A 14,484-nucleotide genomic window follows, 5' to 3' on the forward strand; every position below is an offset into this window, starting at 1 on the left:
CGGCAAGAGAGCGAGTTCCCTGGAGCATAGATAACTATGTGACAGGGGTGAGCGAACGCAGCTAACGCAGAGGCGGCTCGAAGGATGAAGTGTTTAGTGAAGTAGATCGCACTATAAGCGTTCTGTATTGTATTGCTGCTTATTTGATCTGGTATAACAGGTATAAAGGTATGCAGTTAGAAAACACTAATCATCGTCAGAGGTCGTTATGGCAAGAGATTTAAAAGGCGTAATGCCAGCGTTGTTAACCCCATTCGATAACCAACAGAGACTGGACATCGAGAGTCTGCGCCGCCTGGTGCGTTTCAACATTGGTCAGGGTGTCGATGGGCTCTATGTCGGTGGCTCAACGGGTGAGGCCTTTGTCCAAAACCGCGTTGAAAGAGAGCAGGTGCTGGAAATTGTGGCTGAAGAAGCGAAAGGCAAGGTGACGCTGATCGCTCATGTTGGCACGGTGAGCACCGAAGAAAGCCAACAGCTGGCGAGCGCCGCGCATCGTTACGGCTTTGATGCCGTTTCGGCCGTTACACCGTTTTACTATCCGTTCAGCTTTGAAGAACATTGCGATCACTACCGCGCAATTATTGATTCCGCTGATGGTTTACCGATGGTGGTCTATAACATTCCGGCGCTGAGCGGCGTAAAACTGACGCTGGATCAGATCAACACGCTGGTAACGCTGCCAGGCGTTGGCGCACTGAAGCAAACTTCGGGCGATCTCTATCAGATGGAACAGATCCGCCGCGCTCATCCCGATCTGGTGCTTTATAACGGCTATGACGAGATCTTTGCTTCCGGACTGCTTGCGGGCGCAGATGGCGGTATCGGTAGCACTTACAACATCATGGGGTGGCGCTATCAGGGAATTGTGAAAGCGCTCAAAGAAGGTGACATCCGCACGGCGCAAAAGCTGCAAACCGAGTGCAATAAGGTTATCGATCTGCTTATTAAGGTTGGCGTGTTCCGCGGCCTGAAAACAGTATTGCACTATATGGATGTGGTTTCTGTCCCACTGTGCCGTAAACCCTTTGCCCCGGTAGATGAACACTATCTGCCGGAACTGAAAGCGCTGGCAAACCAACTGCTGGCGGAAAAGGCGTAATCACGGGTCGCCGGGGGCGTTTCGCTTGCCCGGCCTGGATTTTCGACCGTAGGCCGGGTAAGGCAAAGCCACCACCCGGCACAACAACAAAAATCGTCGGGAGAGTAAAATGAGTACTTCTACCCAAAGCATCCCGTGGTATCGCCATCTCAATCGGGCACAATGGCGGGCATTTTCCGCCGCCTGGCTGGGATATTTGCTTGATGGTTTCGATTTTGTGTTAATCGCTCTGGTGCTGACAGAAGTGCAGGGCGAATTCGGACTGACGACGGTGCAGGCTGCCAGCCTGATCTCGGCCGCCTTTATCTCCCGTTGGTTTGGCGGGTTAATGCTGGGGGCAATGGGCGACCGCTACGGACGCCGCCTGGCAATGGTCACCAGCATCATTCTGTTCTCTGTGGGAACGCTGGCCTGCGGTTTCGCGCCGGGCTACACCACCATGTTTATCGCCCGCCTGGTTATCGGTATGGGAATGGCCGGTGAGTATGGCTCCAGCGCAACCTATGTTATTGAAAGTTGGCCTAAACACCTGCGAAACAAAGCCAGTGGTTTCCTGATTTCCGGATTTTCCGTTGGTGCCGTGATCGCCGCCCAGGTTTACAGTCTGGTGGTCCCGGTCTGGGGATGGCGCGCGCTGTTCTTCATCGGCATCCTGCCAATTATCTTCGCCCTCTGGCTGCGTAAAAATATTCCGGAAGCGGAAGACTGGAAAGAGAAACACGAAGGCAAAGCGCCAGTGCGCACGATGGTGGACATTCTCTACCGGGGCGAGCATCGGGTAATTAATATTCTGATGACGCTCGCCGCTGCAACTGCGCTGTGGTTCTGCTTTGCTGGCAACCTGCAAAATGCGGCTATCGTGGCGGTCCTGGGACTGATATGCGCCTTTATCTTCATTAGCTTTATGGTGCAAAGCAGCGGGAAACGCTGGCCGACGGGCGTGATGCTGATGGTGGTCGTGCTATTCGCCTTCCTGTACTCGTGGCCGATTCAGGCGCTGTTGCCAACCTATCTGAAAACGGAACTGCTGTACGATCCTTCCACGGTGGCCAGAGTGCTCTTCTTTAGCGGTTTTGGTGCGGCGGTTGGGTGTTGCGTCGGCGGTTTTCTTGGTGACTGGCTGGGCACGCGCAAAGCTTATGTCTGCAGTCTGCTGGCCTCGCAGTTGCTGATTATTCCGGTGTTTGCGATAGGCGGTTCAAACGTCTGGGTACTGGGTTTGCTGCTGTTTTTCCAACAAATGCTCGGCCAGGGGATCTCCGGGATCTTACCAAAACTGATTGGCGGTTATTTCGATACCGATCAGCGTGCGGCGGGACTGGGCTTCACCTATAACGTAGGCGCACTGGGCGGGGCTCTGGCACCGATCATCGGCGCGCTGATTGCCCAACGTCTGGATCTGGGTACCGCGCTGGGATCGCTCTCTTTCGGCCTGACATTTGTAGTGATCCTGCTGATTGGTCTTGATATGCCGTCCCGTGTACAGCGCTGGCTGCGTCCTGAAGCGTTGCGTACGCATGATGCCATTGATGGTCGACCGTTTAGCGGTGCCGTGCCGTTCGGCGGTGACAAAAGCACTATGGTGAAATCCAAAAGTTAATCCAGTTGCCCGGTGCTGAACCGGGCAATAGCCGTAAGGGAAGAATATGTCGTTCTTTGAGCTACAGAGCGCCACCACGATGCATGAGGCGGCGTCATGACCACACTGGCGATTGATATTGGCGGCACCAAATTGGCTGCCGCGCTGATAGACAACAATCTGCAAGTCCGCGAGCGGCGTGAACTGCCGACGCCTGCCAGTAAAACGCCGCAAGCGCTGCGCGCCGCGTTACAAACACTGGTTGCCCCGCTACAGGGGCGTGCTAATCGGGTGGTGATCGCCTCGACGGGGATTATCCGTGAGGGGGCTTTACTGGCGCTGAATCCGCATAACCTCGGCGGGTTGATGCATTTTCCGCTGACACAAACGCTGGAACAAATCACCGGCCTGCCGACGCTGGCCGTCAATGACGCACAGGCAGCGGCGTGGGCTGAGTACCATGCGCTTGGTGGTGAGTACCGCGATCTGGTGTTTATTACCGTCTCCACAGGCGTGGGCGGGGGAGTCGTCAGCGGTGGGAAACTGCTGACCGGAGTCGGCGGTCTGGCTGGGCATCTGGGACATACGCTGGCCGATCCCCATGGACCCATGTGCGGCTGCGGGCGTGTGGGCTGCGTTGAGGCGATCGCATCCGGTCGTGGAATAGCGGCGGCTGCCGAAGGCGCGCTTGCCGGATGCGACGCCAAAACTATTTTTAGCCGTGCCGGGCAGGGGGATGAGCAGGCAAGCCGGTTGATCCATCGCTCAGCGCGTACTTTGGCAAGGCTTGTTGCCGATGTGAAGGCCACGACCGATTGTCAGTGCGTGGTCATTGGCGGTAGCGTTGGGCTGGCTGAAGGGTATCTGGCGCTGGTGGAACATTATCTGGCACAAGAGCCTTGGGCCTATCACGTGGAATTGCTGGCGGCGCATTACCGTCATGACGCTGGATTACTGGGGGCCGCGCTGTTGGCCCAGGGAGAATGATGATGATATCAGATGCGTTGAATTCACTGCCTTCTGCCGGATTACATCCGGTCTTGCAGCAGGCGTTAACGCTTGCCATTGCGGCGAATCCGCAGGAGAAGACGCCTGGGCGCTACACGTTGCAGGGCGAGAATATTTTTATGAATGTCATGCAATTTACAACGCAGAGCCCAGAGCATAAGAAAGCGGAGCTGCATCAGCAGTACATTGATATTCAGATGCTGTTGTCCGGCGAAGAACGGATTCTGTTCGGGATGACCGATTCTGCTCGTCACTGTGAAGAGATGCACATCGAGGATGATTATCAGCTGTGCAGCCAGATTGCCGATGAACAGGCTATGGTACTGAAGCCGGGAAAATTTGTGATTTTTATGCCGGGCGAGCCGCATAAACCGGGTTGTGTGGTGCAGACCCCGATGGACATCAAAAAGGTGGTGATCAAAGTCCGCGCCAACTTATTACAAGCTTGAGAATGAGAGACTGTGTCGGATGGCAAAGCTTACGCCATCCGACATGGAATGTAACGTCCTAGCGCTTAAACGTCACCGTTTCTGGCTGCGTCAGATGCAGTGTGGTTTGGCTTGGGACCGTCTCGGCAATGACTCGACCATGACGAATGGAATAACGGGCAGGCGTCTGGCGACGAACCGCGTCAAACCCATTTTCTGCAGGCAAAATCACCAGATTCGCAGAATTCCCCACGTTCAGACCATAGTCCTGCAGATGCAGGGTTTTCGCGCTGTGGGTGGTGACCAGGTTCAACCCATCGTTAATTTGTCCGTATCCCATCAGCTGGCACACGTGTAATCCCATATGCAGCACCTGCAGCATATTCGCAGTGCCCAGCGGGTACCACGGATCGAAGACGTCATCATGACCGAAGCAGACGTTGATCTCCGCTTCCAGCATCTCTTTGACGCGCGTAACACCACGACGCTTAGGATAAGTGTCAAAGCGCCCTTGCAGGTGAATATTCACCAGTGGATTTGCGACAAAGTTAATGCCGGACATTTTCAACAGGCGGAAAAGACGGGAAGCATACGCGCCGTTGTAGGAATGCATCGCCGTGGTATGGCTGGCGGTCACGCGCTCGCCCATATTGTAGCGATGTGCCAGTGCCGCAACGGTTTCAACAAAGCGGGATTGCTCATCATCGATTTCGTCACAGTGCACGTCGATAAGTTTGTCGTATTTTTGCGCCAGAGCGAAAATCTTATGCAGCGACTCTACGCCATATTCACGCGTGAATTCAAAGTGCGGGATCGCGCCAATGACGTCAGCGCCCAGACGCACGGCTTCCTCCAGGAGCGCTTCACCGTTGGGATAAGAAAGAATGCCTTCTTGCGGGAACGCGACAATCTGTAGCTCTACCCACGGAGCGACTTCTTGCTTCACCTCCAGCATGGCTTTTAGCGCCGTCAACGTTGGGTCGGAAACGTCAACGTGGGTACGGACATACTGGATGCCGTTGGCCATCTGCCATTTCAGGGTCTGCATGGCGCGCGCTTTGACGTCTTCGTGAGTGAGCATTGCCTTACGTTCAGCCCAGCGTTCAATGCCCTCAAACAGCGTACCAGACTGATTCCAGCTCGGCTCGCCCGCGGTTTGCGTAGTGTCCAGATGGATATGTGGCTCAACGAACGGTGGGATAGCCAGACCGCCTTCAGCATCAAGCACTTCACCCTGTGGTAACGTCGCTGCGTCTTGAGGCTCAATACGGCTAAAGCGCCCGTTTTCAATCGTGATTTGCCATAACCCTTCACGTCCCTGTAAACGCGCCTGATGAATGGTGATGTTATTATTCTGCATGGCTGACCTCCGGGGATTTAGCAAGGCTGCGATTGAAAAGTGGATTCAGCAGGATATAGCTGAATACGCCGCCGAGTACGGCATTGACGGGCACGATGCCGGGAATATAGTGACCTGCGGCAATGCCCAGTGCAACGGACAGGATCGCTATCCAGTTTACGGAAATAAATTGCGCTTTGCTGAAGTCGGCATAGCGGCGATGGTTCAGCAGATAGTCGGCGATGATCACCCCGCCAATCGGGGGAATCGCTGCCGACAGAAATGTCAGCCAGCCGACAAAGTTATTGTAAAGCCACAGCGCGCACAGTGTGCCAATAATACCGTTAGCCACCGACAGCGTACGGCTGGAAAGGCCGGTAATATTGGCAAATCCCAGGCCCGATGCGTACAGCGCATTATCGTTGGTGGTCCAGATATTCAGGCCGAGAACGATGATCGCGGGCAGCAGCAGTCCCTGGGCAATCATCACGTCAGAGATATCCGCCTGTCCAACCGCAGCCGCGCCCGCAGCGCCGAAGATGAACATAAGCGAATTGCCAAGGAAAAACGCCACCATGGCGATCAGCACCGCGCCTTTGGCGTTGCGGCCAAAACGGACGAAGTCAGCGGTTAATGTCCCTGCGCTGACAAACGAGCCGACTACCAGCGCCAGTGCGGTGGAGAAATCCAGCGGCGTTTGCGGCACTATCGCTTTTAAATGCTCCAAACCGCCGACATCGCTCACTGCCAGCCAGACGGAGTAGCTGCCAAGTACGACGATGGCAGGCACGGCGATGATAGATAAAACGGTCAGCGCTGAGATGCCAAAAAAGATGGTCAGGGTCATCAACAGACCGGAAATCGCAATCAGGATATTGACGTCAATTCCCGTCGCTTTGCCAACCGGGATAGCAAACATGGCCACACCAACGCCAAACCAGCCTACTTGTGTGCCGCCTAACAGCAGAGAGGGAAGCCATGAACCTTTCACACCAAATGAGTAACGTGCCAGAAGGTGGGTTGAGAGCCCTGTTTTTGCGCCGATAAAACCGAGAAATGCAGTGTAAATACCGAGGAGAAGATTACCGAAGAGAACTGCCAGGAAGAAATCATTATAAGAAAGACCGGTACCGAGTGTGCCACCGGTCCACATACTGGCGGAAAAGAATGTGAGTCCCAACATGACAAATGTTAGTGGAACTACGCCTTTTCGCGCCGCCAGAGGGACGGGGCCCTGGCTATAATTGTTGTCTTGCGACACAACGCCTCCATGAATTTTGCCCAAAAAATCCGCCGCATAATATACAGTTCTCAACGTAAAGCAAACGTTTTCGTCTGGTTTTTACATGGTTATTATTCATGATGTTGATCTGTTTGGGGTGTTAAGGTTATTTGCCCTGTTTACTAAACGTGTTGTCAGACTGGCTTAATCGGCAGGTTTGGCGGTATTGCGGCAGGAATTTGGCATCTCACCCACCAGGGCAGATGAGATGCCTTAAGAGGCTGTATTACACTTCCAGGTAGTTCAGGATACCGTCTGCCGCTTTACGACCTTCGGCAATCGCGGTGACTACCAGATCCGAACCGCGCACGATGTCGCCACCGGCGAAGATTTTCGGGTTGCTGGTCTGGAAGGCGTTGTCGCTGCGCTCTGGAGCAATAATGCGGCCCTGAGAATCCAGTTCGACGCTGTGTTTTGCCAGCCACTCCATACTGTGCGGACGGAAGCCAAATGCCAGTACCACCGCATCTGCCGGAACAACGTGTTCGGAACCGGCGACGATCTCCGCACGGCGACGGCCCTTCGCATCCGGTTCACCCATTTCGGTACGCGCCATTTTCACTCCGCATACCTTACCGTTAGCGTTCACTTCCACGCCTAAAGGCTGGACGTTGAACTGGAATTCGACGCCTTCTTCACGCGCATTTTTCACTTCGCGTTTGGAACCCGGCATGTTCTCTTCGTCACGACGATAAGCGCAGATGACATGTGCTGCGTTCTGGCGAACCGAGGTCCGCACGCAGTCCATCGCGGTATCGCCACCGCCGAGAACGACGACGCGTTTGCCTTCCATGCTGATGTACGGCTCGTCGCTGCTTTCGCCAAAGCCCATCAACTGTTTGGTATTGGCGATCAGGAACGGCAGGGCATCAAACACACCGGAAGCGTCTTCGTTTTCCAGCCCACCGCGCATCGACTGATAGGTACCTACGCCAAGGAACACGGCGTCATAATCTTTCAGCAGATCGTCAAGCTGTACATCGCGGCCCACTTCCACGTTCAATTTGAACTCAATGCCCATATCGGTGAAGATTTCACGACGGCGGGTCATCACCTCTTTTTCCAGTTTGAAGGCTGGAATACCGAAGGTCAGCAGACCGCCGATTTCCGGGTGGCGGTCAAATACCACCGCCTTCACGCCGTTGCGGGTCAGCACATCAGCACAGGCCAGGCCTGCCGGACCGGCACCGATGATCGCCACGCGCTTGTCGGTTTGACGCACGCCGGTCATATCCGGGCGCCAGCCCATTTCGAATGCTTTATCGTTGATATAGCGCTCGATGTTACCGATAGTCACCGCGCCGAACTCATCGTTCAGCGTACAGGATCCTTCACACAGACGATCCTGCGGGCACACGCGGCCACAGACTTCCGGCAGAGTGTTGGTCTGGTGCGACAGTTCTGCTGCTTCAAAAATACGCCCCTCGTTCGCCAGTTTCAGCCAGTTCGGGATGTAGTTATGCACCGGACACTTCCACTCGCAGTACGGGTTACCGCAGGACAGGCAGCGGTCTGCCTGTGCTTTGGCCTGGCCTTCGGAAAACGGCTCGTAGATCTCGATAAACTCGATCTTACGGATCTTCAGCGGCTTCTTAGGCGGATCAACGCGCTGCAGGTCGATAAATTGGTATACGTTCTGACTCATTGCTGCTACCCCTTACTGCGCCTGCACACGCAGCTCTGCTGCGCTACGACTACGGTGACCCAACAGTGCTTTCACATCACTGGATTTTGGTTTTACCAGCGCGAATTTCGCCGAGAATGCTGGCCAGTTAGCCAGGATCTCTTCGCCGTGTGAAGAGCCGGTATGCTGTACGTGCTCGGTAATCAAACCGCGCAGGTGTTCCTCGTGGATAGCCAGCGAGTCCACGCTCAGCACTTCTACCAGTTCCGGGTTCACGCGTTTGCGGAACTCACCATCTTCGTCGAGCACGTAGGCGAATCCACCCGTCATACCCGCTCCGAAGTTGACGCCCGTTTTTCCGAGAATACAGACGATGCCGCCGGTCATATATTCGCAGCCGTTGTCGCCAATACCTTCAACCACGGTGATTGCGCCGGAGTTACGTACTGCAAAGCGCTCACCCGCACGACCCGCGGCAAACAGGCGGCCACCGGTGGCGCCATACAGACAGGTGTTACCAATGATGCTCGCCTCATGGCTACGGAAAGCAGAGCCAACCGGAGGACGCACTGCCAGCAGACCGCCCGCCATACCTTTACCGACATAGTCGTTGGCATCACCGGTCAGATACAACTCCACGCCGCCCGCGTTCCACACGCCGAAGCTCTGGCCTGCGGTACCGCTGAAGTGCGCTTTGATTGGGTCAGATGCCAGCCCCTGATCGCCATGCGTTTGCGCGATATAGCCCGACAGCGACGCGCCAACAGAACGGTCGGTGTTGCGGATATCGAACCAGAAGGTTTTGCTCTGGCGCTCGTCGACAAACGGTTTCGCTTGCTGTAACAACTGAGCGTTCAGCACGCCGTTATCAAACGGCGGGTTGTTCTCGGTGCAATGCAGCGCTTTACCCGGATGCGGTTCTGCGGTTTCCAGCAGACGAGACAGTTCCAGTTTCTGTTGCTTGGCGGTAAACCCTTCCAGCTCTTTGAGCAGGTCGGTACGACCAATCAGATCCACCAGACGCTTCACACCCAGTTGCGCCATCAGCTCACGGACTTCGCGGGCGATAAATTCAAAGTAGTTAGTCACTTTGAACGGCAGGCCGTGATAGTGGTTCTTACGCAGTTTGTCATCCTGAGTCGCCACGCCGGTTGCGCAGTTGTTCAGGTGGCAAATACGCAGGTATTTACAGCCCAGCGCCACCATTGGACCGGTACCGAAGCCGAAGCTTTCCGCACCCAGAATCGCCGCTTTAATGATATCGACACCGGTTTTCAGACCGCCATCAACCTGCAGACGAATCTTGTGACGCAGACCGTTAGCGACCAGCGCCTGCTGGGTTTCCACCAGACCAAGTTCCCACGGGCAGCCCGCATATTTCACCGAGGAGAGCGGGCTTGCGCCGGTACCGCCATCGTAGCCAGCAATGGTGATCAGATCCGCATAGGCTTTCGCCACGCCTGTGGCGATGGTGCCAACGCCTGGTTCGGAAACCAGCTTCACGGAGATCATCGCTTTCGGGTTGACCTGTTTGAGGTCGAAAATCAGCTGCGCTAAGTCTTCGATAGAGTAAATATCGTGGTGCGGCGGCGGGGAGATCAGCGTCACGCCCGGCACCGAATAGCGCAGTTTGGCGATGTACGGGGTGACTTTATCACCCGGTAACTGACCGCCTTCGCCAGGTTTCGCGCCCTGAGCGACTTTAATCTGGATGACATCGGCGTTGACCAGATACGCCGGGGTTACGCCAAAGCGACCGGAAGCAACCTGCTTAATGCGCGACACTTTATTGGTGCCATAGCGCGCCGGGTCTTCACCGCCTTCACCGGAGTTCGAGTTGCCGCCGATGCTGTTCATGGCTTCGGCCAGCGCTTCGTGTGCTTCGGGGCTTAATGCGCCGATGGACATAGCTGCGGTATCAAAGCGTTTAAACAGTTCGGTTGCGGGTTCTACTTCGCTAATGCTTACGGCTTCATCGCCAGGCGTAATCGCCAACAGATCGCGCAGCGTGGCCGCCGGACGCTCATTGACCAGCTTGGCATATTCCTGATAGTCGCTGTACTCGCCGCTTTGTACCGCCTGTTGCAGCGTGCGCACCACGTCCGGGTTGTAGGCATGGTATTCGCCGCCGTGGACGTATTTGAGCAAACCGCCCTGGCTGATAGGTTTACGTGCCAGCCATGCATGTTTGGAGAGGTTCAGCAGATCTTGCTGGAAGTCGCTAAACCCTGCGCCGCTAATACGGCTGACCACGCCCTGGAAGCACAGCGCCACGACATCATCGTGCAGACCAACAGCTTCAAACAGCTTCGAGCAGCGGTAAGAGGCGATGGTCGAAATGCCCATTTTGGACATGATTTTGTACAGACCTTTGTTGATGCCGTTACGGTAGTTCAGCATCACGGTCCGGTAATCTTTGGCAATCGCCTGAGTGTCGATCAGTCGTCCCAGCGTTTCATACGCGAGATACGGATAAATGGCCGTCGCGCCAAAGCCAAGCAGGACAGCAAAATGGTGCGGGTCGCGGGCACTGGCGGTTTCAACGATGATGTTGGCGTCGCAACGCAGACTTTGTTCTACCAGACGCGTTTGCACTGCGCCTACGGCCATCGGTGCAGGAACCGGCAGGCGGTTTTTCGCGATGTTACGGTCAGAGAGCACCAGCAGCACAGTACCGTTACGCACCATCTGTTCCGCCTTATCGCACAATGCTTTGACGGTCTCTTCGAGCGTGGTTTCGGTCACGTCGAAGGTGATATCCAGGCGGTCGGCGCGATAATGCTCCTCTTTCATGGTGGTGAGCTGGGTAAAATCGGAGTACAGCAGGATCGGCGATTTAAAGCTCAGGCGGTGTGCCTGACCTTCGGCTTCGCAGAAGACGTTCATCTCACGACCGATGCTGGTGGCCAGCGACATAACGTGCGCTTCACGCAGCGGGTCGATCGGCGGGTTAGTCACCTGCGCGAACTGCTGGCGGAAGTAGTCATAAATGATGCGCGGCTGGCTGGACAGCACGGCAAACGGGGTATCATCACCCATTGAGCCGACCGCTTCCTGACCGTTTTCACCTAGCACGCGGATCACGGAATCCAGCTCTTCGGCGCTGTAGTTAAACTGTTTCTGATAGCTGGCGAGCGTGTCATCGTCCAGTTCGCGGCTGCCGACCTGATCGTCTGCGAGGTCTTCGAACGGCACCAGACGGCGGACGTTCTTCTCCATCCACTCTTTGTACGGATGGCGGCTTTTCAGATCGTCATCGGTTTCGGCGGAGTGCAGAATGCGCCCGCTGCGGGTATCGATAACCATCAGCTCGCCAGGGCCGACGCGACCTTTCTCAACCACTTCATCCGGCTGATAATCCCAGATCCCGACTTCAGAAGCGCAGGTAATCAGCTTGTCTTTGGTGATGACGTAGCGCGCCGGACGCAGGCCGTTACGGTCAAGGTTACAGGCGGCAAAGCGGCCGTCGGACATAACAATGCCCGCCGGGCCATCCCACGGCTCCATGTGCATGGAGTTAAAGTCAAAGAACGCGCGCAGCTCCGGGTCCATATCCGGGTTGTTCTGCCAGGCCGGCGGCACCAGTAAACGCATGGCGCGAATAATGTCCATCCCGCCAGCCAGCAGCAGTTCCAGCATGTTATCCATTGAGCTGGAGTCGGAGCCGGTTTCGTTAACGAACGGTGCGGCGTCGTGCAGGTCAGGGATCAGCGGTGTCTGGAATTTATAGGTACGTGCGCGTGCCCACTGGCGGTTGCCGGTGATGGTGTTGATTTCACCGTTATGCGCCAGGTAGCGGAACGGTTGCGCCAGCGGCCAGCGCGGTACGGTATTGGTGGAGAAGCGCTGGTGGAACAGGCAGATGGCCGATTCCAGACGCAGGTCCGCCAGGTCCAGGTAAAAGCGCGGCAGATCCGCCGGCATACACAGACCTTTATAGATATTGACCAGGTTCGACAAGCTACACACGTAGAAGTCTTTATCGTCCTGGAGGCGTTTTTCGATGCGACGGCGCGCGATGAACAGGCGGCGCTCCATATCACGCGGACGCCAGCCCGCAGGGGCGTTGACAAAAATTTGCTCGATACGAGGCAGGGAGGAGAGGGCGATTTCACCGAGAACACCTTCGTTGGTCGGCACGTCGCGCCAGCCGACAATCGACAGGGTCTCCTGCTGTAATTCTTCTTCGACAATGCGACGAGAAGCCGCAGCCAGTTCAGCGTCTTTATTTAAAAAGATCATGCCGACGGCGTAGTTTTTAGCTAAACGCCAGCCGCGCTCTTGCGCCACGATGCGGAAAAAGCGGTCAGGTTTTTGTAACAGCAAACCGCAACCATCGCCGGTTTTACCATCGGCTAGAATTGCGCCACGGTGCTGCATGCGGGCCAGTGCGTGTATGGCGGTACGCACTACCTTGTGGCTAGGTTCGCCTTCTATGTGGGCGATCAGGCCGAAACCACAGTTATCCCTCTCAAGGGATTTATCGTACAACATATCAGTGAACCTCCCCAGGCTCTGCGGGATTCCCATCTGGACCGTTGCGCACGGGCACACCAAGAGCATGGCGACGGGGTTTGCGTGTCATACGCTTACCTCGCATTCGCCCTCTTTATCCTTTTCGCATAGGTCAAACAAGTTTGAGGACTTGCTTCAGAGGGAATCTCAATTACTGCATAAATATGATGAGCAGGCTGCTCATCCAGAAAGCTTCCAGCGGATTTCCACGTTATCGGGAATCCACACACAGGTCAAATGGCAATCTTATTTATGCAAAAATGTGCTATAGGGCGATTAACTTTATGAATATGTTGAAATTTAAGGCTTTTTTACATTGATTTAACGCAAGGAGAATGGGGAGCGAAGTGTGATCTGTCTCACTGTCAGAAAGGCTGTATATCCCCCGTCCTCCCTTTGTTTATCGCTATGCTTGGCATTTTATGCTGGTTTTTGGAGTTTTGGCGTCTTAAAGATACTGTTTTTATGCTGAGAGTATAAGAAGATAAAAAAAACAGTCGGATATAAGGAAAAGTAATTTCATTTTGAATGAATGAAATTTCGATTATTTTGATTTGTTATGCAATGAATAAAGGCACGCCAGGGCGATTGATCCAGGTCATCGCCGACTGGGGCAAAAAATGGCAGGCTTTGGCCTCTTTTCAAGGCGCGGTCTACCAGATTATGCAGTTACAGAAATTAGTCAATATGTTTGGTGGGGATCTTTCTCGCCGTTATGGGCAAAAGGTTCATAAACTCACGCTTCACGGCGGCTTTAGCTGTCCAAATCGTGATGGCACCATCGGACGTGGTGGATGTACTTTCTGCAATGTCGCCTCGTTTGCCGATGAAGCACAGCAGCACCATTCTATTGCCGAGCAGCTTGAGCATCAGGCGCATCTGGTCAATCGCGCGAAACGCTATCTGGCCTATTTCCAGGCCTATACCAGCACCTTTGCTGAAGTGCAGGTGCTGCGTTCGATGTATCAGCAGGCGGTCAGCCAGGCCAGTATCGTCGGGTTATGCGTTGGGACGCGCCCCGACTGCGTGCCGGATGCGGTACTCGATCTGCTTTGCGAGTATAAAGACCTCGGCTATGAGGTATGGCTGGAACTCGGTTTGCAAACCGCGCATGACAAAACCCTGCATCGTATTAACCGCGGCCATGATTTTGCCTGCTACCAACGCACTACGCGACTGGCACGCGAGCGTGGGCTGAAAGTGTGCTCGCACCTGATTGTCGGTCTGCCGGGAGAAGGGCAGGCAGAATGCCTGCAAACCGTGGAACGTGTAGTGGAGACGGGTGTTGACGGTATTAAGCTGCACCCGCTGCATATTGTGAAAGGCAGTACGATGGCGAAAGCCTGGGAAGCCGGGCGGCTGAACGGAATTGAACTGGACGACTATACGGTTACCGCCGGGGAGATGATCCGTCATACGCCGCCAGAGGTGATTTATCATCGAATTTCCGCCAGCGCGCGTCGCCCAACGCTGTTGGCACCGCTATGGTGTGAAAACCGCTGGACCGGCATGGTCGAACTGGATAAGTACCTTAACAAGTACGGTGTGCAAGGCTCGGCGCTCGGTACGCCATGGGTGCTGCCTGAGAACTAACTCTCCGTAGTCAT

9 protein-coding genes are annotated in these 14,484 nt (G+C 55.1%); 5 read left to right on the forward strand and 4 right to left on the reverse strand.

The genetic code is table 11. The features are described from left to right. Nucleotides 1–208 precede the first annotated feature (208 nt). The 4 genes from nanA to nanQ all read left to right on the forward strand — a co-directional run bounded on the left by nanA (nucleotide 209) and on the right by nanQ (nucleotide 4,138). Nucleotides 209–1,102, forward strand: coding sequence for an N-acetylneuraminate lyase (nanA, locus tag ACHHZ7_RS09505; RefSeq protein WP_003828793.1), 894 nt, complete (start codon nucleotides 209–211; stop codon nucleotides 1,100–1,102). A gap of 109 nt (nucleotides 1,103–1,211) precedes the next feature. Next, nucleotides 1,212–2,702, forward strand: coding sequence for a sialic acid transporter NanT (gene nanT, locus ACHHZ7_RS09510; RefSeq protein WP_048215451.1), 1,491 nt, complete (start codon nucleotides 1,212–1,214; stop codon nucleotides 2,700–2,702). Between the two features lie 96 nt (nucleotides 2,703–2,798). Next, nucleotides 2,799–3,668, forward strand: coding sequence for an N-acetylmannosamine kinase (gene nanK / locus ACHHZ7_RS09515; RefSeq protein WP_060683129.1), 870 nt, complete (start codon nucleotides 2,799–2,801; stop codon nucleotides 3,666–3,668). A gap of 2 nt (nucleotides 3,669–3,670) precedes the next feature. Continuing rightward, nucleotides 3,671–4,138, forward strand: a complete 468-nt coding sequence (gene nanQ / locus ACHHZ7_RS09520; protein ID WP_032945519.1) for an N-acetylneuraminate anomerase — start codon at nucleotides 3,671–3,673, stop codon at nucleotides 4,136–4,138. A 58-nt stretch (nucleotides 4,139–4,196) separates the two neighbouring features. Here nanQ and ACHHZ7_RS09525 read toward each other — a convergent pair whose 3' ends face one another. The 4 genes from ACHHZ7_RS09525 to gltB all read right to left on the reverse strand — a co-directional run bounded on the left by ACHHZ7_RS09525 (nucleotide 4,197) and on the right by gltB (nucleotide 12,856). After that, nucleotides 4,197–5,477: a cytosine deaminase gene (locus ACHHZ7_RS09525; protein WP_032945132.1), complete on the reverse strand. Its 1,281-nt coding sequence runs from the start codon at nucleotides 5,475–5,477 to the stop codon at nucleotides 4,197–4,199. Beyond that, the gene (gene codB, locus ACHHZ7_RS09530; protein ID WP_048225726.1) at nucleotides 5,467–6,717 is read right to left on the reverse strand and encodes a cytosine permease; all 1,251 of its coding nucleotides are present in this window, start codon (nucleotides 6,715–6,717) and stop codon (nucleotides 5,467–5,469) included. The genes ACHHZ7_RS09525 and codB overlap by 11 nt, the downstream gene beginning before the upstream one ends. Nucleotides 6,718–6,964: 247 nt before the next feature. Next, complete coding sequence (locus tag ACHHZ7_RS09535; protein ID WP_032945128.1) at nucleotides 6,965–8,383, reverse strand: glutamate synthase small subunit; 1,419 nt, start codon at nucleotides 8,381–8,383, stop codon at nucleotides 6,965–6,967. Nucleotides 8,384–8,395: 12 nt separating this feature from the next. After that, on the reverse strand, nucleotides 8,396–12,856 hold the full coding sequence (gltB, locus tag ACHHZ7_RS09540) for a glutamate synthase large subunit (protein ID WP_123969743.1): 4,461 nt from the start codon (nucleotides 12,854–12,856) through the stop codon (nucleotides 8,396–8,398). A 684-nt stretch (nucleotides 12,857–13,540) separates the two neighbouring features. On the opposite strand from gltB, the gene ACHHZ7_RS09545 reads away from it, so the two are divergent. After that, nucleotides 13,541–14,470, forward strand: a complete 930-nt coding sequence (locus ACHHZ7_RS09545) for a TIGR01212 family radical SAM protein (protein WP_122973815.1) — start codon at nucleotides 13,541–13,543, stop codon at nucleotides 14,468–14,470. Nucleotides 14,471–14,484: the final 14 nt, after the last annotated feature.

Origin of the sequence: Citrobacter freundii complex sp. 2024EL-00216 (assembly GCF_043945515.1) — a bacterium.
Classification (GTDB): Bacteria; Pseudomonadota; Gammaproteobacteria; order Enterobacterales; family Enterobacteriaceae; genus Citrobacter; species Citrobacter portucalensis.

What these genes read in the sequence shown, in the direction of transcription:
- gltB (WP_123969743.1), bottom strand. Translation starts at nt 12,856, where the DNA reads ATGTTGTACGATAAATCCCTTGAGAGGGATAACTGTGGTTTCGGCCTG.
- nanA (WP_003828793.1), top strand. Translation starts at nt 209, where the DNA reads ATGGCAAGAGATTTAAAAGGCGTAATGCCAGCGTTGTTAACCCCATTC.
- ACHHZ7_RS09545 (WP_122973815.1), top strand. Translation starts at nt 13,541, where the DNA reads ATGCAGTTACAGAAATTAGTCAATATGTTTGGTGGGGATCTTTCTCGC.
- nanQ (WP_032945519.1), top strand. Translation starts at nt 3,671, where the DNA reads ATGATATCAGATGCGTTGAATTCACTGCCTTCTGCCGGATTACATCCG.
- ACHHZ7_RS09525 (WP_032945132.1), bottom strand. Translation starts at nt 5,477, where the DNA reads ATGCAGAATAATAACATCACCATTCATCAGGCGCGTTTACAGGGACGT.
- nanT (WP_048215451.1), top strand. Translation starts at nt 1,212, where the DNA reads ATGAGTACTTCTACCCAAAGCATCCCGTGGTATCGCCATCTCAATCGG.
- ACHHZ7_RS09535 (WP_032945128.1), bottom strand. Translation starts at nt 8,383, where the DNA reads ATGAGTCAGAACGTATACCAATTTATCGACCTGCAGCGCGTTGATCCG.
- nanK (WP_060683129.1), top strand. Translation starts at nt 2,799, where the DNA reads ATGACCACACTGGCGATTGATATTGGCGGCACCAAATTGGCTGCCGCG.